The sequence below is a fragment of the Modestobacter sp. VKM Ac-2982 genome, from assembly GCF_026967935.1.
GTDB lineage: Bacteria > Actinomycetota > Actinomycetes > Mycobacteriales > Geodermatophilaceae > Modestobacter.
Map to the genome: position 1 here is coordinate 687,877 of NZ_JAPVBL010000001.1, position 16,397 is coordinate 704,273.

Here is a 16,397-nt window from a genome sequence, read left to right on the forward strand (position 1 = left end):
ACGTCATGCGGCGGGCTTGATCACGTATCCGGCGCCCCGGAGGGTGTGGATCATCGGCGGGCGGCCCGCGTCGATCTTGCGCCGCAGGTAGGAGATGTAGAGCTCGACGATGTTGCCCTGGCCGCCGAAGTCGTACTGCCAGACCCGGTCGAGGATCTGCGCCTTGGACAGCACCCGCTTGGGGTTGCGCATCAGGTAGCGCAGCAGCTCGAACTCGGTGGCGGTCAGCCGGATGTCCTCCCCGGCCCGGGTGACCTCGTGGCTCTCCTCGTCCAGGGTCAGGTCGCCGACCACCAGGAGGCCGTCGTCGGCCACCACCCGGCTGGTGCGGCGCAGCAGGCCGCGCAGCCGGGCGGCGACCTCCTCCAGGCTGAAGGGCTTGGTGACGTAGTCGTCGCCGCCGGCGGTGAGCCCGGCGATCCGGTCCTCCAACGCGTCCTTCGCGGTCAGGAAGACCACCGGGACCAGCGGGGTCTCCGCGCGCAGCCGGCGCAGCACCTCCAGGCCGTCCATGTCGGGGAGCATGACGTCGAGGACGACGGCGTCGGGACGGAACTCGCGGGCTGCGCGCACCGCGTCGGCTCCGTCGTGGGCGGTGCGGACGTCCCAGCCCTCGTAGCGCAACGCCATGGACAGCAGCTCACAGATCGAGGGCTCGTCGTCGACGACCAGCACCCGCAGGGCAGTGCCGTCGGGCCGCGTGAGCTGGGCGCGGGAGCTGGCTGCCGGGGAGGTCGTCGTCATGATCTGACTGTGCGTCCTGGACCTGAGATCTTCCTGTGTGCCACGCAGGAAGTGGCTGGACGTCTGCCTGGCGGCTGGAGCACGGCTGGGCAGACGGGGATGAGGTGAGGTGGGCAGGGGCGGGGTCGAACCGCCGACCTCTCACTTTTCAGGCGAGCGCTCGTACCAACTGAGCTACCTGCCCCTTCCCGGTGTACTGGACACCGGGCGGCGACCCTGACGGGACTCGAACCCGCGACCTCCGCCGTGACAGGGCGGCGCGCTAACCAACTGCGCTACAGGGCCTTGCTGTGGAGCTGTGCTGCTGTTGTGCATGGTGCGTGCCCCCAACGGGGTTCGAACCCGTGCTACCGCCTTGAAAGGGCGGCGTCCTGGACCGCTAGACGATGGGGGCTCGTGGTCGCTGGAGGCAGGGAGAACCATACATGCCCTGTCGGAGGTCCTCCCACAGGGGGGTCGCCGGTGCGCGTGGCGACCGGGCCGGCGGTGTCCACCGTGCCAGCATCCACCTCGTGCTGATCCGCCGTCCCGCCCGGGTGACCCGTTCCGCCGGCCTCGCCGTCGCCCTCCTGCTGGTGGCCGGCTGCGCCGCGCAGCCCGACACCGACAGCGCGGGGTCGACCGGAGAGGCCTCGTCCAGCAGCGCCGCGCCCGAGGCGACCACCGAGACGACCGCGGAGACGACCGCAGCAGCGTCGGAGAGCCCGGCCGCGGAGTTCCCCGCGGACACCTCGGCCGACACCGCCGACCCGGTCGACCCCGAGGGGCTCACGGTGACCGCCGTCCGCGCCGCCGAGCACGAGGGGTACGACCGGGTGGTCTTCGAGCTCGCCGGCAGCGGCACCCCCGGCTGGCGGGTGGAGTACGTCGACGCGCCGTCGTCCCAGGGGTCCGGTTCCCCGGTCGACGTCCCCGGGACGGCGTTCCTGCAGGTGACGCTGCAGGGCACGAGCTATCCGTACGAGACCGGTGCCGAGGAGGTCGCCCGGGGGCCGGTGTCGGTCTCGGGCACCGGCACCGTGCAGGGGGTCGTCTACGACGCCACCTTCGAGGGCACCTCGGTCGCCTGGATCGGCACCAGCGCCGAGGTGCCGTTCCGGGTCTCCGCGCTGAGCGACCCCACCCGGCTGGTGGTCGAGGTCGCCGACGCCGGCTGAGCTCAGCCCAGGGAGGCGCTGAGCTCCACCGACCCGGGCTCCACCGTCGTGCAGGTCAGCGACAGCGGTCCGGCGGAGACGCTCTCGCCCTCGGCGCAGGAGACGCTCGTGTCGCCGACCGTGAGGCTGGCCCGGCCGTCCTCGGTCCCGCCGAAGGAGAGGTCGGTGCCGAGGATCGTGGCCGCCGCGCCGTCGCCGCTGAGCGTCGCGGTGCACTCGTTGCCCGAACAGGCGACGCTGGGTGAGCTGCAGGCCGTCAGCGGCAGGAACAGCAGCAGCCCGGTGGCTGCGCCGGCCGCCAGGCGGGCAGGGCGGTCCATGATCGACATGCGGGCAGCCTAGGACCGGGACGCCGGGCTCCCGGGCAGTCACCGCGGCGAGCCGTCGCGCCAGGTCGTGAGGCGATCCCTCTCGGCGAGCTCGGTCGCTGGTGCCTCAGTCGCGGGCAGCCGGGGAGAACACCCAGCTGCGCAGGGCGACGAACCGGATCAGGCCGATCGCACCGGTGACCGCGGCGATCAGGCCGAGCTGGCCGACGGCGCCCACGTCACCGGTCACGGTGTGCAGCCCGGCCAGGGCAAGCGAGGTGGCGACCAGCCCGATGCCGGCCAGGCCGCCGCCCTCCCACTGGGCGGTGAACCAGGAGACCCGGCCACCGGCGTGGAAGGTCGACCGGCGGTGCATCTCGTTGGCCAGCAGCGTGGACGCGATCGCGCCGGACAGGTTCGCGACCTGGGCGCCGAAGCCCTGCAGGCTGATGAACACCACGGCGTAGAGGGCGCTGGAGACCCCGCCGACGACGACGAAGCGGACGAACTGTGCGCGGGCGTCGTCCTGCTGCAGTCGCTCCCGCGCCGCACTGGACCGCTCCCGCACCGCGCTGGACCGCTCGCGCACCCACGTCGGCTCGATGCAGCCGTCGAGACGTCCCTGGCGCACGCCGTCCACGGCGGTGCGACGGAGCAGGGACGGGCAGGTCACGGGTCCTCCTCAGGACGCGAGCACGGGTCCATGCTCGATCAGCAGGGTCATCTTCCGACAGCAACCCGTGGGATGCATGTGCATTCCCGGTGCGTTCCCGCAACACTCCGTGACCTCCCTCACGGAGCGTGGTCACGCGCCGGTCGTGGGCGGCCTGGCCGCGGCGGCACCGACCCTGCGGACGGCGGGTTCCGGACGGCCGTACCGGGTAAGGGGCGCTGCATGAGCCTGTTCGGTGTGCTGGACCGCCTGTCCGAGGTGTCGTCGTTCGACACGAAGCTGGAGTCCGCCCGGACGGCGGTGAACAAGGTGCTGCAGCCGCAGGCGTTCCGCGACCTGCTCCACGGCACCTGGCTCGGCCATCCGCTGCACCCGATCCTGGCGATGGTGCCGGTGGGCACGTGGCTGTCGGCCGGGATCCTGGACCTCCTGCCGCCGGCCCGCCCGGCGGCCACCGCGCTGATCGGCACCGGCGTGGCGGCGAGCGTGCCCGCGGCGATGGCCGGCGCGGCCGACTGGTCGGAGCAGGACGACGCCGTCCGCCGGCTGGGTGCCCTCCACGCCGTCGCGAACGTCGCCGCGCTGGGCCTCTACGTCGGCTCGCTGGTGGCCCGCGGCAAGGGCAACGGCACGCTCGGGCGGGCACTGGCCTACAGCGGCCTCGGGCTGGCCAGCGGCTCGGCGGCGATCGGGGGCCACATGTCCTACGCGCAGTCCTCGGGTGCCAACCACGCCGTCACCGACGCCCGGCAGCTCACCACCGACTGGATCGACCTGGGCCCGCTCGACGACCTGCCCGAGGGGCGGCCCGCGCTGCGCACCGGCGAGGGGCAGGGCACGCCCGTGGCGCTGGCGGTGGTGCGCCGGGGGGCGCGGGTCGACGCGTTCATCAACTCCTGCGCCCACGTGGGCGGGCCGCTGGCCGAGGGCACCGTGGAGCAGGTGCGCGGGGCGGACTGCCTGGTGTGCCCGTGGCACGGCTCGGCCTTCGACCTGGACAGCGGCGAGCCGCGGCGGGGCCCGACGGCGTCGGCCCAGGAGCGGCTCGAGGTCAAGTACGAGGCCGGCCGGGTGCTCGGGAAGCTGCCCAACCGGCACGTCACGAAGTGACGCCCGGCGGCTGACCCTGCCTGCGCTCGGCGGCGTGCGGACGCTGGCTCTCGCGCTGCTGATCACCGGATGTGCGGCGGGTGGTCCGCCGCCCGTCGCGCCGCCGGGATCGCCGGACGTCCCTGGCATCGAGGGCGAGGTGCTGCGCTTCCGCTCCGACGAGGCGATCGGCGGGCAGGTCCAGCTGCACCTCACCAACACCGGGACGGCGCCGCTCACCGTCATCGAGGTGGGGTTGGACTCCCCGGGGTTCACACCGCCGCCCGCCCGTCCGGTCGAGGCGGAGTACGCGCCGGGGCGGACGATCGACCTGCCGACCCCCTACGGGCGGGTGGACTGTGCCTTGGCGCCGGACCCGGCAGCGGCCCGGCTCACCGTCGTCCGGCCCGACGGGGTCGTCGACGAGGTGCAGGTGCCGCTGGCCGACGAGACGCTCGCGCAGGTGCACGCCGACGAGTGCGTGGCCGTCGCGGTGGCCGAGGGCGCACCGGCGACGAGCCGGTGCAGGTCGCCGCGCTCGGACGCAGCGTGGTCCTGGAACCGACGCTGGGCGCCGACCTCCCGGCCACTCTCGCCCGGGGCGGGACCGGCTGCGGCTGCCGGTGACCTTCCGGCCGGCCACCTGCGAGCCGCACGTGCTGGCCGAGACCAGGCAGCCGTTCGCCTTCCCGCTCCGGCTGGCCGTCGGCGACGGCGAGGAGGTGGCGGCCGACCTGCCGCTGGACGAGGCGCAGGAGGGGCTGTTGCAGGAGCTGCTCGGCCGGGTCTGCATCGGCTGACCGTGGTTGACGGGCGGGTGCGGCGGGCATCGGAGGGCGGTGTTCCTCTTCTTCACCAGCCGGCTCGGGTGCTTGGGGTCGCTGCTGGTCAGCCTGGTGCTCACCGCGCTGCTCTTCCTGATCTTCACCATGCTCTGAGCAGCCAGTCGCTGGCGGCCGGTCAGGATCCCGACGGGTCGTCGGGCACCGTGAGGACCACCTTGCCGCGGGCGCGGCCGTCGACGAGGTGCCGGATGCCGGCCGCGACCTGGTCGAGCGGGAGCGTCCGGTCGACGACGGGCGTGAGCGCGGCGGACTCGATCAGCTCGCGCAGGGTCTGCAGGTCCTGGGCGTTCTCCGAGGAGAGGAAGGTCCGCAGCGTCTGCCCGACGAAGGGGGACAGCAGCTGTGCGCGCACCAGGCGGTCGGTGCCACCGAGCCACCGGCCGCCCGTCTCGCCGCCGACGATGACCAGTCGGCCGCGCGGGCTCAGCACCCGGCGCAGCCGACCGAGCGGGCGGTTCCCGCCGATGTCGAGGACGACGTCGTAACGGTGGCCGCCGGCGGTGACGTCCTCGCGGGTGTGGTCGATGACGTGGTGGGCCCCGAGGGCCCGGACGAGGTCCGCCTTCGAGCCGCTGCAGACCCCGGTCACCTCCGCTCCCCAGTGCACGGCGAGCTGGACGGCGAAGGTGCCCACGCCGCCGGAGGCGCCGATGACCAGGACCCGCTGCCCGGCGGCGACCCGGCCCTGGTCGCGGACCGCCTGGAGGGCGGTGAGCCCGGAGATCGGCACCGCGGCCGCCTGCTCGAAGGACAGGTTCCCGGGCTTGGGCGCGAGCTTGTCGGCCCGGGCACGGGAGTACTCGGCGAAGGAGCTGCGGCCGACGCCGAACACCTCGTCCCCGGGCGCGAAGCCCTTCACGTCCGCGCCGACGGCGGTGACGACCCCCGCCAGGCTCCGGCCGGGGTTGGTGTCCCTCGGTCGCCGCAGACCGAATCCGGCGCGGACGGGGTACGGCAGCCCGGCCATGACGTGCCAGGTGCCGCGGTCGATGCTCGCGGCGCGCACCCGCACCAGCACCTCGTCGGCGTCGATGGCCGGCCGATCGACCTCCGCGACCCGGAGGACCTCCTCCGGTTCGGTGCCGTAGCGGTCGTGGACGACCGCCGTCATCCGGTCGGCGGCGAGGTGTGGGGAGCGTGCGTCGGTTCGCTGCGTGCGGCTCATCGGATCGCTTCCGTCAGTGGGTTCCTTACGGCGTAAGGCTGTTCCTTACAGCGTAAGGTTGTCAAGGACGAGGGGAGTGGCATGAGCCCGACGGACGCCGCACGTGCGCCGCTGGACCGGGAGCGGGTGCTGCGGGCGGCCGTGGCGCTGGCCGGGGATACCGGCATCGAGTCGCTGAGCATGCGGAAGCTGGGCCAGGCGCTCGGGGTGGAGGCGATGTCGCTGTACCACCACGTGGCGAACAAGGTCGACCTGCTCGACGGCATGGTCGACCTGGTCTTCGGCGAGGTCGACCTGCCCGCCAGCGGGGTCGGCTGGAAGCCGGCGATGCGACGCCGGGCGGTGTCGATGCGCGAGGCCCTGTCCCGGCACCGCTGGGCGATCGGCCTCATGGACTCTCGCACGACGCCCGGGCAGGCGACCCTGGCTCACCACGACGCGGTCATCGGCTGCCTGCGGGGAGCAGGCTTCTCGGTCGGGTTGACCGCGCACGCCTTCTCGGCCATCGACAGCTACGTCTACGGGTTCGCGCTGCAGGAGCGCTCGTTGCCGTTCGAGACGGCCGAACAGACCGCCGAGCTGGCGGAGGAGATGCTGGCCCAGTTCCCGCCCGGGGCGTACCCGCACCTCGTCGAGCTGGCGACCGCGCACGTGCTGCAGCCCGGCTACGACTACGGCGAGGAGTTCGAGTTCGGTCTGGACCTGGTGCTGGACGGGCTGGAGCAGGCAGCTGCGCAAGAGGGTCGGTAGTCGGCGCGGGGACGGTGCCGCTCCCAGCGGTAACCTCGCACCGGGCCGCGGGGCCACCGAGGTCCACGCCGGTTCGTGGATCGCCTGGGAGCTCCCGCACCCGCCGGGCCTCTAGCTCAACTGGCAGAGCAGCGGACTTTTAATCCGCGGGTTGTGGGTTCGATCCCCACGGGGCCCACCCCTCTTGACCTGGGCTTCAGAGGTCCGCATGTGGACCGTCTGACCTGCGCCGACGGGGGCTGTGGTCGCGCTGTCCGGCCGCGTGTTAGCGACCCTCGGGGATCTGACAGTGGGTGATCCTGCGATCCGTCACGTACCGGGCTGCGGCAGGGCTCCCATACAACAACCGGAGCGAGCCACGGCCGGCCTCCGCGGACAGCTCCGCATCGGGGCGCTCACCGACAGCGCGACGCCGGACTGGTCGACGATGGTCCCTGAGGGCCCTGCGGAGGCAGTGGGGCGGCACGGTGTCGTGTGGTTTAAGTGGTGGGCTCGCGCAGAGGCTCGGCGCCCGACGACGCAGCCGCCGACCGTGGCGCCACGTTGACGTCTCGCTGCTCCCACACAGCTCTGGTCTCGTCTCGACCATGCGCCGGCCAATGCGCCGGCCAATGCGCCGACCTCGCCCAGAAGCGCATCTACTGCGGCATGATGCGGCCTCATGGGGGATTCAAGGCATGAGTGGACAAAGCCTGTAGCCGTAGGTGTCTCACTCCTCGCCCTAGTAGCCACGGGGACATCCGCTTTTGCGGCTTGCCAGTCATGGAGGACCGCCGAGGCGACGCTTGAGGTGGCGAAGACGAACTTGCTGGAGAGCGGGGCGCTTCTTCAAGCCGACAACGAAATCACACTCCGCGGCGACTGTGATGAGGGCGGCATCATCGTCGTGGAGCTGACGGTCCGCAATGGAGGGAGGCTGTCAACAGACCTCAGGTATGCGTCGATTACGTTCTCTCGGCCTGCGCCTGTGGTGGTCGCTGTCCCGGGTGGCGGGTCATCTGCTCCATCACCCCAAGCAGGGCCATCCCCATTCCGCCAGTCCTGGACATGGAGCGGGGATACCCCGGTTCCTCCCGAGGGTGCGGCGGTTGTCCCGGTGAACGTTCCTTGCGCCGATCTCGAGTACGGCTTATTGCCAACTGAAGTTGAGGCGTTGGCTGTAGTAATGCGGGAGTTGTCCAATGCGCGCGGGGAGGTCTCTGCCGAGAATGGCGAGACGGTTTTCGTGCCATTTGACAACATTGGCGTGGGCTAAGAGGCCAAGCTTGCCTTGATGTGCCCGGAAGTAGTAAAGCAGCGCATGGCTCCTGCTGTGCGACCGAGAAGCTCGGGGCGGGCAGGCTCGAGTGGTTGGCGACCTTCAAAGGAAGGATCAAGGGCGCATCGTGGTGGGTGGTGCGCACTGCTCCGCCTCGTCACCGTGGGCATTTGTCGCATCGACCGCTGGACCGGTCTCGTCCGTCACGGGCCAGTAGAGGACATGCACCAGCGCCTCCTGCTGGTGCCATTGCCTGACGGCCAAGAGCACGCGCCACCTGCGCCTCAACATGACGGGCACCCTGACGGGCGGGTACGGCAGGACCGCTTGTGGTCGCATCGTGGTCGCGAACTGCGCGTCGACAGGGGAGTGACGGGCGGCATGGGCCGACACTCGATGCGGACCTGAGCGAGCAGCACGTAATGCGACGTCACCGCTGACACACCCGCTCCGGCACTTTCAATCCGCGGGTTGAGGATTCGATCCCCACCCACTCGTGCGGACCGGCGATCTCGCATCACGCGCGGAGGTCACTGTCTCTTCTTGCTCCCTTGAGGTGCTGGCCGCCTCAGCAGGTGGCCACACCGACCGGTCGGACCCCATGCTGAGGTGCGTGGGCACCCGGAGACGTCTCCCGCTGGCCGTGGGCGGACTGGCCCTGCTGCCCGCCCTGGTCGTGGCCCTGCTGCCGGGCGACGGTCCGGCTGCTGCCGAGCACGACGCGGTAGTTGCGATCCCGGACCGGATGGCCGGGTACTCCTACCTGACCGGCGACGTGTCCGACTCTCCTCCCGGTCGTGCGGTGGCCCTGTTCCAGCACGGCTGGGGCCTGGAGTTCATGGACTTCCCCCAGGCGGTCGCGGTCGGCGCCCACGACGACGTCTACCGGCGGGTCGACCTCGCCGAGGACCGGGCCGGCCCGGAGACCCAGGGCGACCCGGCGCCGATGGTGCTGTCGCCCGAGGGCACCCGGGTCGCCGTGGGAGACCACGACAGCGACCGACTCGACCTGGCGGTGCTGGACCTCGGGAACGGTGAGGTCACCACGCACCCCCTGCCCGAGGGGCGCAGCGCCGTCCCCGTGGCCTGGTCCCCGGACGGGCGGCTCGTCGCCTACCTGGCCAGCGCCGCGCCCACCAACCCCTACAGCGGGACGCCGATCGAGGGGGACGTCGGCCTGCTCGACGTGTCCAGCGGTGAGGTGCGCACGCTGGCGGGGGCCACACAGGTGTCGACGGCGGCGTTCTCCCCGGACGGCAGCGAGCTCGCCGTGCAGCGATCCCCGACCGCCGGCGGGACCCTGGATGTGTTCGACCTCGAGGGCGGCGGACGGCGGGGTCTCGACCTGCCCGTCGGGCACGAGCTCGGCGGCGCGGACGCCTGGTCCCCGGACGGCGCGCTGCTGGCCACCGCGCGCGTGCCGTCCCCGTGCCTGGACGCGGTCGACGAAGCCGAGTGGACGGCGTGCCAGGGGGAGTGGGAGTCGATCCCCGACGTCATCGCCTTCGTCGCTGCGACCGGCCGGCCCACAGAGGTCCCCGAGCCCCTGGACGGGGAGATCGCCGAGTCGCGCAGGGTGCTGGGTTGGGCGTCGGCGCGCGAGGTGGTCGTCCTCAGCGGGCGCGCCGACGACGGCAGCGACCCGGACGAGTTCTGGGTGACCCGGGTGTCCTTGGACGACGGCGCCACCGAGCGGCTCAGCGCTGTCCCCACCGGGGGCGGCAACTACGGGGTCGGGCGCTTCCAACTGGCGACGTCGCTGGTGCCCGACCTGCAGGTGCGGTCCGCCGGGGAGCTCGACCGCGGACGATGGCCGGTGTGGCTGCGGGTGACCCTGGCCCTCGGCGCGGCGGCAGCCGCGGGGCTCCTGGCCCCCACCGTGGTGCGGGCGGCGCGTCGCCGCTGACCGCCAGGACCGAGGACCCTCGCCGTTGAGTTCCCCGATCCCCCTGGATGGCGCAGCTGCCACGACAGGGAACTGCGAAACGCGCCTTTCACCGTCCGCGAGTCGTGCCACCGATGCGTGCGGGGCCGCCTGCGGAATGGCGGGCGCAACATGCCGATGGAACCGTCCAGATCTTGATGACCGTCCCGTGATCTGGGAAAAGCCCAGCTCAGCGCCGTACAGATGTCGACAAGGCGGCTGCTGAGAGGTCGGTCATCGACCGTTCGGATGGCTTGCACAACGATTCGGTGACGGGACCGTGATGACGGTGTGAAAGCGCGTCGTCCGGCGCGGCCGGAGCCCTAGCTTTTGGCATGTCCGCGGCACTTCCCCAGCCGCGACGGACTGCACCGAGGAGCCCTCTGTGAACACCGCGCTCGACCTCGCACCCCGCCCGTCGTCCACCGCGATCCCGGCGGAGGAGGAGCTGGACCTGGCCGCCCTGCTCCAGCTGTTCGAGCCCGGCGAGGAAGAGACGACGTCGGTGCGCACCTCCCTGCGGTCGTCCGGGTCCTCGCTCCTGCGGTGGGCCCAGGGTTCCTCGCGTCGGGCCGCCAGCTGGGGCGCCGTCTCCGTCGGGTGGCAGTGATGCTGCTCTGGCCGGTGGTCGCGGTGGTCGGTTTCGTGGTGCTGGCTGCGCTGGTCGTGGCCCTTGCGCAGAGCTCGACCGCGCGGTACGAGTTCGAGCGCAACCAGGTGCAGGGCCAGCGGGCCACGGCCGAGGCCGCAGCCCCGGTCGCGGCCCCGGTGGCGGTGGGGGCGGCAGCGGTCTCCGGTGGTGTGGCAGCCCCGTTGCGGGCCGCTGAGCCGGCCAACGTCGTGGCGCCGGTGGCCACCCCGGGCATGGCGGCGCACCCGGCGGGCCGGCAGGGCGGCGCGCAGGGCACCCCGCCGGCCTGGTGGCTGGTCGAGGAGTCGGGGGACGGCGCACGGGAGCAGGTGCTGGCGGGCCCCTTCGCCGACCCGATCGAGGCGGACTGGTTGGCGATGTCCGCGGCACCGGCGGGTGCCGGCCGAGCCGTCTACGGCGTGCTCCGCTCCGACGGCCGGCTGGTCCGCCGGCAGCTGCCGGCCGAGCGGGAGTGGCTCAGCGACCTCGGTGACCAGCTCGACCGGCTGCCCGAGGAGTGGGACGGGCCGCTGGCGGAGGAGGACGACCTCGTCTCGCTGGGGGTCGAGGTGGCCGCGGCACTGGTCGAGGCGGGGCTGCAGCTGCACGACTGCGCGGGGGAGGGGCCGGCCGGCGGCGTCTGCCTCACGCCCGAGCCCGGGCACCCGGGTGTGCTGGTCAGCTGGCACCAGCACGACCGGATGAGCCGCCACCAGATGCGCGGCGCCGACGCGCACGAGGCGGTGCAGCGCACGATGAACGCCGCGATCGCCGAGTGCCTGCTGCAGCTGGGCTTCGACGTCCAGCCGTTCGGCACCACCGGCTGCTCGCTGGTGGCGGTCGACCCGCACTGAACCGGCCGTCGGCTCAGTGCGCGTCGGCCCAGGAGTCGACGACGGAGACGTCGAGCGGGAAGTCGACCGGGAAGCCGCCGAACAGCAGCCGGCCGGCCTGCGCCGCGGCCTGGTGCACCGCCGCGGTCACCTCCTCGGCGAGGGCGGCGGGGGTGTGCACCACGACCTCGTCGTGCAGGAAGAACACCAGGTGCGGGCGGTCGGTCAACTCACCGGCGTCACCGAGTCGCCAGAGCCGGTTGCGCAGGTCGGCCAGCCAGCACAGCGCCCACTCGGCACCGGTGCCCTGGACGACGAAGTTCCGGGTGAACCGGCCCCAGGCGCGGCGGTCGCGGGCGTGCTCCTCGGCTGGCACCCCGTCGTCCGCGGGCTCGAGGGAGCGCACGGCCCACGCGCCGGTCGGCGGCGGGGACCCGCGGCCGAGCAGGGTGTGCACCACCTCGCCCCGCTCGCCGGCCCGGGCGGCCTCCTCGACCAGCCCGATGGCCCGCGGGTAGCGGCGCGCCAGCCGGGGGAGCATCCGCCCGCTCTCGCCCCGGGTGCCGCCGTACATCGCGCCGAGCATCCCGAGCTTGGCGTCGCTGCGGCTCGGCACGGCGCCACTGTCGACCATCGCCTGGTACAGGTCCGCCGCGCGCGCCGCCTCGGCCATGGCGGTGTCGCCGCTCATCCCGGCGAGCACCCGGGGCTCCAGCTGGGCGACGTCGGCGACGACGAACCGCCACCCCGGGTCGGCGACGGCCGCCGGGCGGATCTGGGTCGGCACCGACAGCGCCCCGCCGCCGGACGACGCCCACCGGCCGGTCACCACCCCGCCGGGCAGGTACGTGGGGCGGAACCGGCCGTCGCGCACCCAGCTGTCCAGCCAGGCCCAGCCGTTCGCCGCGAGCAGCCGGGCCAGCTTCTTGTACTCCAGCAGCGGCGGGACGCCGGGGTGGTCCAGCTGCTCCAGCGTCCAGGACCGGGTGTCGCTCACCGGCAGCCCGGCGTTCTGCAGGGCCCGCAGCAGCTCGCCGGGGGAGTCCGGGTTCAGCTGCGGCGCGCCCAGGGCGGTGCGGATCTCCGGAACCAGCCGTTCCAGCTGCGCCGGCCGCTGCCCCCGCGGCGGGCGCGGGCCCATCAGCTCGGTCAGCAGCCGGTCGTGGACGTCGGCGCGCCAGGGGAGCCCGGCGTGCGTCAGCTCAGCGGCCACCAGGGCGCCGGAGGACTCCGCGGCCAGCAGCAGGGCCAGCCGCCCACGTTCGGGCGCGGCGGCCAGGGCCGCCTGCTGCCGGCTGTGCTCGGCCACCGGGTCAAGCCGCTGGGCCAGGTCGTCGAGGGCGAAGAGGGTGTGCTCCTCGGCGGCGACCGGGGCCAGCGCGTCCCAGGCCGCGGCGTCGTCCCCGGCGAGGGACGTCTGGTCGACGAGGGGGGAGTGGCGCAGCAGTGCCCGGCTCAGCCGCAGGTCGCTGCAGCGCTCCACCCGCACCCCGGCCGCCAGCAGTGCCGGGTACCAGCGGGTGGTGTCGTCCCAGACCCACCGGGTTCCCGCCCGCTGCCGCACGAACCCCGGCAGCTCATCCTCCGGCAGCCGCACCGGCGGGCCGGCGACGCCGCCGGAGAGCTCCCGCGCCTCGACCTGACCGGGCGCCGAGCGGACCAGGAGCACCCGGTCAGGGACGCCGTCCTCCGGCGCCGGCCCGGCCGTGGTCACCGCGGCAGTGTCCTGGACGGGTACGACGGGACGGGCTCCGGCCCGGATGGGCTGGTCAGGCGCCGTACTGGCAGGCCGGGCAGAGCCCGGTGTCGTCCGGCACGTCCTCCACCGGCACCACCTGCACGTGGGCGCCGCACAACGCCGGCACGTCCTCGTGCGACTCCAGCGCCGGGCGTCCGACGGCCGCGTCGACCGCGTGCAGCGGGCCGGCCAGCTTCTCGCCCACCGGGTCCTGTGCCGTCCGCCGGGCCCGACCGATCAGGTTCGCCATGGCACCCACTGTCCCTCACCGGCGGCCGCTGGGCCCGGCCGGCGCATGGGACCGGGCGGCCTGGGGCAGGAGCCGGGTCCGTCCCAGCCCCGGACGTCGCGCTGTCGCACGCCAGGAGCCACCGATGTCCCGATCGATCGCCGACCAGACCGTCGAGGAGCTCGGCGGGCCCGGCAGCGTCCTCGCCCGTCAGCGCGCGGACCATGCGGAGCTGGACCGGCTGCTGCACGAGCTCGACGGCACCACCGGCACCGACCAGGAGCGGGTGCTGCGCCGGGTCGACCGGCTGGTCTTCAGCCACGCCTTCGCCGAGGAGACGGTGCTCTGGCCGGTGATCCGGCGGGTGCTGCCCGACGGCGACGCGCTGACCCGCCAGGTCGAGGAGGAGCACCAGGAGGTCAACGAGCTGGTCAGCGAGCTGGAGGCGCTCGGGCACGACGACCCGCGCCGAGCAGTGGCGCTGTCCCGCCTGGTGGAGGTGCTGCGCGAGGACGTCCGGGACGAGGAGGACGTGCTGTTCCCCCGCCTGCAGGCAGCCGTGGACGACGAGGCGCTGCGCCGGCTCGGCCGCCAGTGGCAGCTGGCCCGGCGGGTCTCGCCGACCCGGCCGCACCCGACCGTCTCCCGCCGTCCGCCGGGGAACGCCCTCTCCGGGCTGCCGCTGTCGGTGCTCGACCGCACCCGCGACCTGGTCGACGCGGGGGTGCAGCACGCCCCGGACCGGATCGCCCCCGCCGGCCAGGCGGTCAGCCGAGGACTGGCCACGGTCGCCGGCTGGGTGGAACGGGTGCCGCTGGCCCGCCGCGGTGACGACGGGCAGTCGACCAGCCGCTGAGTGGCGGTGCCGGCCGCGTGGTCTGATCGCAGGGACACGGTCGGCACCGTCGCCGGCCGACGACGCGAGGGAGTCGCATGTCCGGCAGTCCAGGCCAGAGCTCAGGCGAGGTCCAGCTCGAGGTGTCCGACGGCGTCGCCGTCGTGACGCTCAACGCACCGCAGCGGCGCAACGCGCTCACCCCCGCGATGGCCGCCGAGCTGATCGCCACCTTCGACGAGGTCGACGCCCGCGAGGACGTGGGCGCGCTCGTCGTACAGGCGGTCGGGAAGTCGTTCTGCGCCGGTGGCGACGTGCAGACCCTGACCGACGCCGGCCGCGACCCGGCGGCGCCCGAGGCGTACGCCGGGATGGGCGCGATCTACGACTCGTTCTACCGGCTCGGCCAGGTCCGGGTGCCGACGATCGCCGCCGTCCGGGGTTCGGCGGTCGGCGCCGGGATGAACATGCTGCTCGCCGCCGACCTGCGGATCGTCGCCCGCGACGCCCGGCTGATCTGCGGCTTCCTCAAGCGCGGCATCCACCCCGGCGGTGGACACTTCGTGCTGCTCTCCCGGCTGATCGGGCGGGAGGCCGCCGCGGCGATGGCGCTGTTCGGCGAGGAGGTCGACGGCGAGGCCGCCGTCCGCCTGGGCCTGGCGTGGGAGACCCACGACGAGGACGCCGTCGAGGGGCGCGCCCGGGAGCTCGCCGCCCGGGTGGCCCGAGACCCGGCGCTGGCCCGGCTGGCGGTCGGGAACTTCCGCAAGGAGACCGGGCCGCCCGGGGTCAGCTGGGAGATCGCCACCCAGTTCGAGCGCCCCGCCCAGATGTGGTCGATGCGCCGGCCGACCGACTGAGGACGCACGGCGGCCCCCGGTCCAGCAGGACCGGGGGCCGCCGTGTCGTACGGGGTGGATCAGGTGGTCTGCTGACGCTTGGGGTCGTCCCGGGCGTCGAGCTGGATCTCCTTGTCCGCACGCGGCACGCCGTCCTTGAGCTCCTTCGTCCGCTCCATCTCGGAGTCGAGCTCGATGCCGAACAGCAGGGCGAGGTTGATCAGCCAGAACCAGATCAGGAAGATCACCACGCCGGCCAGCGCCCCGTAGGTGGCGTTGTAGCTGCCGAAGTTCGCCACGTAGAAGGCGAAGAGCGCGGAGGCGACGACCGCCACCAGGATGGCGACCCCGGCGCCGGGGCTGACCCACTTGAACCCGCGCAGCTTGGCGTTGGGGGTGGCGTAGTACAGGACGGCGATCATCAGCGCCAGCACCACCAGGATGACCGGCCACTTCACCCAGGTCCAGACGGTGAGCACGGTGCTGCCCAGGCCGATCGCCTGGCCGACGGCGTCGACCACCGGGCCGCTGAGCACCAGCATGGCCAGGATCAGTGCGGCGAACAGGATGCCGATCAGCGTCACCAGCAGCTGCAGCGGCTTGAGCTTCCAGATCTTGCGGCCCTCGCGGGTCTCGTAGACCACGTTGGCCGCTCGGGTGAAGGCGCCGACGTAGCCCGAGGCCGACCAGATGGCACCGAACAGACCGAGGACCAGACCGAAGCCGGCGGCGCTCGGGCTGCCGGCGATCTGCTCGATCACCGGGTTCAGCGTGGTGGCCGCCTGCTCCGGCACGACCTCGGTGAGCGCGGTGGTGAGCTCCTCCGGGTCGGTGAGCAGTCCGACGATCGAGGCGATCGCCGCCAGCGCGGGGAACAGCGCGAGCACGCCGTAGTAGGTGAGCGTGGCCGCCCAGTCGGTCAGCCCGTCCTCGCTGAACTCCTTGGCGGCGCGCTTGAGCGTCCCGCCGGTGCTGGTGTCGGTGTCCACGCCGGTGGGCGCGAAGTCGGCCCGCTCGTGCGTGATGTTGTCGTCGCCGGGGGCGATGTCCCCGCCGTCGCGGGCGGTGGTCGGATCGCGGTCGTCCGTCGTGTTGCGGCCCTCGTGGGGGGGTCGTGCACTTGCTCCGGCCATCGGGGCCTCCGGTGATCGACGCGGGCTGGGTCGGTCCGTGGGTGCCCCGGCGGCAGCTGTCGCACGCCTGGCGGCCAGGAATTCCGGCTCCGGTGGGTCTCGGCAGGGCCCCCACCCGCCCACGCGCCGCGCCGTCACCAGATCGTGACCTGCCGATTCCGCCCCGGAGGGTTCGAACGCGGCAGGGCGGGAAGAGGAGCATCGGACCTGAGTCGCCGGGAGGTCTCCGGCGGGCCCCGAGAGAAA

17 protein-coding genes and 4 tRNA genes are annotated in these 16,397 nt (G+C 73.3%); 10 read left to right on the forward strand and 11 right to left on the reverse strand.

What is annotated here, in order from left to right; genetic code table 11:
* Positions 1 to 3: 3 nt before the first annotated feature.
* The 4 genes from O2W20_RS03415 to O2W20_RS03430 form a co-directional block, all read right to left on the reverse strand.
* Positions 4 to 744, reverse strand: coding sequence for a response regulator transcription factor (locus tag O2W20_RS03415; protein WP_269170349.1), 741 nt, complete (start codon positions 742 to 744; stop codon positions 4 to 6).
* 110 nt (positions 745 to 854) lie between these two features.
* A tRNA-Phe gene (locus O2W20_RS03420) sits at positions 855 to 928 on the reverse strand.
* A gap of 27 nt (positions 929 to 955) precedes the next feature.
* A tRNA-Asp gene (locus O2W20_RS03425) sits at positions 956 to 1,029 on the reverse strand.
* A 36-nt stretch (positions 1,030 to 1,065) separates the two neighbouring features.
* Positions 1,066 to 1,138 (reverse strand) — tRNA-Glu (locus O2W20_RS03430).
* Positions 1,139 to 1,256: 118 nt separating this feature from the next.
* On the opposite strand from O2W20_RS03430, the gene O2W20_RS03435 reads away from it, so the two are divergent.
* A complete protein-coding gene (locus O2W20_RS03435) occupies positions 1,257 to 1,901 on the forward strand; it encodes an AMIN-like domain-containing (lipo)protein (RefSeq protein ID WP_269170350.1) in 645 nt (214 codons plus the stop codon).
* A gap of 2 nt (positions 1,902 to 1,903) precedes the next feature.
* On the opposite strand, the gene O2W20_RS03440 is transcribed toward O2W20_RS03435, so the two are convergent.
* The gene (locus O2W20_RS03440; RefSeq protein WP_269170351.1) at positions 1,904 to 2,230 is read right to left on the reverse strand and encodes a hypothetical protein; all 327 of its coding nucleotides are present in this window, start codon (positions 2,228 to 2,230) and stop codon (positions 1,904 to 1,906) included.
* 106 nt (positions 2,231 to 2,336) lie between these two features.
* Complete coding sequence (locus O2W20_RS03445) at positions 2,337 to 2,882, reverse strand: GtrA family protein (protein ID WP_269170352.1); 546 nt, start codon at positions 2,880 to 2,882, stop codon at positions 2,337 to 2,339.
* Between the two features lie 222 nt (positions 2,883 to 3,104).
* Between O2W20_RS03445 and O2W20_RS03450 the strand changes: the two genes are divergently transcribed.
* Positions 3,105 to 3,992, forward strand: coding sequence for a Rieske (2Fe-2S) protein (locus O2W20_RS03450; RefSeq protein ID WP_269170353.1), 888 nt, complete (start codon positions 3,105 to 3,107; stop codon positions 3,990 to 3,992).
* On the opposite strand, the gene O2W20_RS03455 is transcribed toward O2W20_RS03450, so the two are convergent.
* On the reverse strand, positions 3,982 to 4,182 hold the full coding sequence (locus O2W20_RS03455; RefSeq protein ID WP_269170354.1) for a hypothetical protein: 201 nt from the start codon (positions 4,180 to 4,182) through the stop codon (positions 3,982 to 3,984). The genes O2W20_RS03450 and O2W20_RS03455 overlap by 11 nt on opposite strands.
* A gap of 412 nt (positions 4,183 to 4,594) precedes the next feature.
* Here O2W20_RS03455 and O2W20_RS03460 point away from each other — a divergent pair, with 412 nt between their 5' ends.
* On the forward strand, positions 4,595 to 4,771 hold the full coding sequence (locus O2W20_RS03460; RefSeq protein ID WP_269170355.1) for a hypothetical protein: 177 nt from the start codon (positions 4,595 to 4,597) through the stop codon (positions 4,769 to 4,771).
* A gap of 160 nt (positions 4,772 to 4,931) precedes the next feature.
* Here O2W20_RS03460 and O2W20_RS03465 read toward each other — a convergent pair whose 3' ends face one another.
* Complete coding sequence (locus O2W20_RS03465; RefSeq protein WP_269170356.1) at positions 4,932 to 5,981, reverse strand: NAD(P)-dependent alcohol dehydrogenase; 1,050 nt, start codon at positions 5,979 to 5,981, stop codon at positions 4,932 to 4,934.
* 81 nt (positions 5,982 to 6,062) lie between these two features.
* Between O2W20_RS03465 and O2W20_RS03470 the strand changes: the two genes are divergently transcribed.
* The 5 genes from O2W20_RS03470 (at position 6,063) to O2W20_RS03490 (ending at position 11,398) form a co-directional block, all read left to right on the forward strand.
* Complete coding sequence (locus O2W20_RS03470; protein WP_269170357.1) at positions 6,063 to 6,731, forward strand: TetR/AcrR family transcriptional regulator C-terminal domain-containing protein; 669 nt, start codon at positions 6,063 to 6,065, stop codon at positions 6,729 to 6,731.
* Positions 6,732 to 6,836: 105 nt separating this feature from the next.
* Positions 6,837 to 6,909, forward strand: a tRNA-Lys gene (locus O2W20_RS03475).
* Positions 6,910 to 8,602: 1,693 nt separating this feature from the next.
* On the forward strand, positions 8,603 to 9,895 hold the full coding sequence (locus tag O2W20_RS03480) for a WD40 repeat domain-containing protein (protein WP_269170358.1): 1,293 nt from the start codon (positions 8,603 to 8,605) through the stop codon (positions 9,893 to 9,895).
* A 403-nt stretch (positions 9,896 to 10,298) separates the two neighbouring features.
* Entirely contained in the window at positions 10,299 to 10,523 is a 225-nt protein-coding gene (locus O2W20_RS03485; RefSeq protein ID WP_269170359.1) for a hypothetical protein, read from the forward strand.
* Positions 10,523 to 11,398, forward strand: coding sequence for a hypothetical protein (locus tag O2W20_RS03490; RefSeq protein WP_269170360.1), 876 nt, complete (start codon positions 10,523 to 10,525; stop codon positions 11,396 to 11,398). Before O2W20_RS03485 ends, O2W20_RS03490 begins: the two co-directional genes overlap by 1 nt.
* A 13-nt stretch (positions 11,399 to 11,411) precedes the next feature.
* Here the strand turns inward: O2W20_RS03490 and O2W20_RS03495 are convergent, their stop codons facing one another.
* Positions 11,412 to 13,091: a bifunctional 3'-5' exonuclease/DNA polymerase gene (locus O2W20_RS03495; protein WP_269170361.1), complete on the reverse strand. Its 1,680-nt coding sequence runs from the start codon at positions 13,089 to 13,091 to the stop codon at positions 11,412 to 11,414.
* A gap of 55 nt (positions 13,092 to 13,146) precedes the next feature.
* On the reverse strand, positions 13,147 to 13,365 hold the full coding sequence (locus O2W20_RS03500; protein WP_269170362.1) for a hypothetical protein: 219 nt from the start codon (positions 13,363 to 13,365) through the stop codon (positions 13,147 to 13,149).
* 124 nt (positions 13,366 to 13,489) lie between these two features.
* On the opposite strand from O2W20_RS03500, the gene O2W20_RS03505 reads away from it, so the two are divergent.
* Together O2W20_RS03505 and O2W20_RS03510 are read left to right on the forward strand one after the other, a co-directional pair.
* The gene (locus O2W20_RS03505) at positions 13,490 to 14,200 is read left to right on the forward strand and encodes a hemerythrin domain-containing protein (RefSeq protein ID WP_269170363.1); all 711 of its coding nucleotides are present in this window, start codon (positions 13,490 to 13,492) and stop codon (positions 14,198 to 14,200) included.
* Between the two features lie 77 nt (positions 14,201 to 14,277).
* Complete coding sequence (locus O2W20_RS03510; protein WP_269170364.1) at positions 14,278 to 15,039, forward strand: enoyl-CoA hydratase/isomerase family protein; 762 nt, start codon at positions 14,278 to 14,280, stop codon at positions 15,037 to 15,039.
* A 59-nt stretch (positions 15,040 to 15,098) separates the two neighbouring features.
* Here the strand turns inward: O2W20_RS03510 and O2W20_RS03515 are convergent, their stop codons facing one another.
* Positions 15,099 to 16,151: a YihY/virulence factor BrkB family protein gene (locus O2W20_RS03515; RefSeq protein WP_269170365.1), complete on the reverse strand. Its 1,053-nt coding sequence runs from the start codon at positions 16,149 to 16,151 to the stop codon at positions 15,099 to 15,101.
* Between the last annotated feature and the right edge of the window lie 246 nt (positions 16,152 to 16,397).

What these genes read in the sequence shown, in the direction of transcription:
- O2W20_RS03415 (WP_269170349.1), bottom strand. Translation starts at nt 744, where the DNA reads ATGACGACGACCTCCCCGGCAGCCAGCTCCCGCGCCCAGCTCACGCGG.
- O2W20_RS03440 (WP_269170351.1), bottom strand. Translation starts at nt 2,230, where the DNA reads ATGTCGATCATGGACCGCCCTGCCCGCCTGGCGGCCGGCGCAGCCACC.
- O2W20_RS03450 (WP_269170353.1), top strand. Translation starts at nt 3,105, where the DNA reads ATGAGCCTGTTCGGTGTGCTGGACCGCCTGTCCGAGGTGTCGTCGTTC.
- O2W20_RS03465 (WP_269170356.1), bottom strand. Translation starts at nt 5,981, where the DNA reads ATGAGCCGCACGCAGCGAACCGACGCACGCTCCCCACACCTCGCCGCC.
- O2W20_RS03470 (WP_269170357.1), top strand. Translation starts at nt 6,063, where the DNA reads ATGAGCCCGACGGACGCCGCACGTGCGCCGCTGGACCGGGAGCGGGTG.
- O2W20_RS03490 (WP_269170360.1), top strand. Translation starts at nt 10,523, where the DNA reads ATGCTGCTCTGGCCGGTGGTCGCGGTGGTCGGTTTCGTGGTGCTGGCT.
- O2W20_RS03500 (WP_269170362.1), bottom strand. Translation starts at nt 13,365, where the DNA reads ATGGCGAACCTGATCGGTCGGGCCCGGCGGACGGCACAGGACCCGGTG.
- O2W20_RS03505 (WP_269170363.1), top strand. Translation starts at nt 13,490, where the DNA reads ATGTCCCGATCGATCGCCGACCAGACCGTCGAGGAGCTCGGCGGGCCC.
- O2W20_RS03510 (WP_269170364.1), top strand. Translation starts at nt 14,278, where the DNA reads ATGTCCGGCAGTCCAGGCCAGAGCTCAGGCGAGGTCCAGCTCGAGGTG.
- O2W20_RS03515 (WP_269170365.1), bottom strand. Translation starts at nt 16,151, where the DNA reads ATGGCCGGAGCAAGTGCACGACCCCCCCACGAGGGCCGCAACACGACG.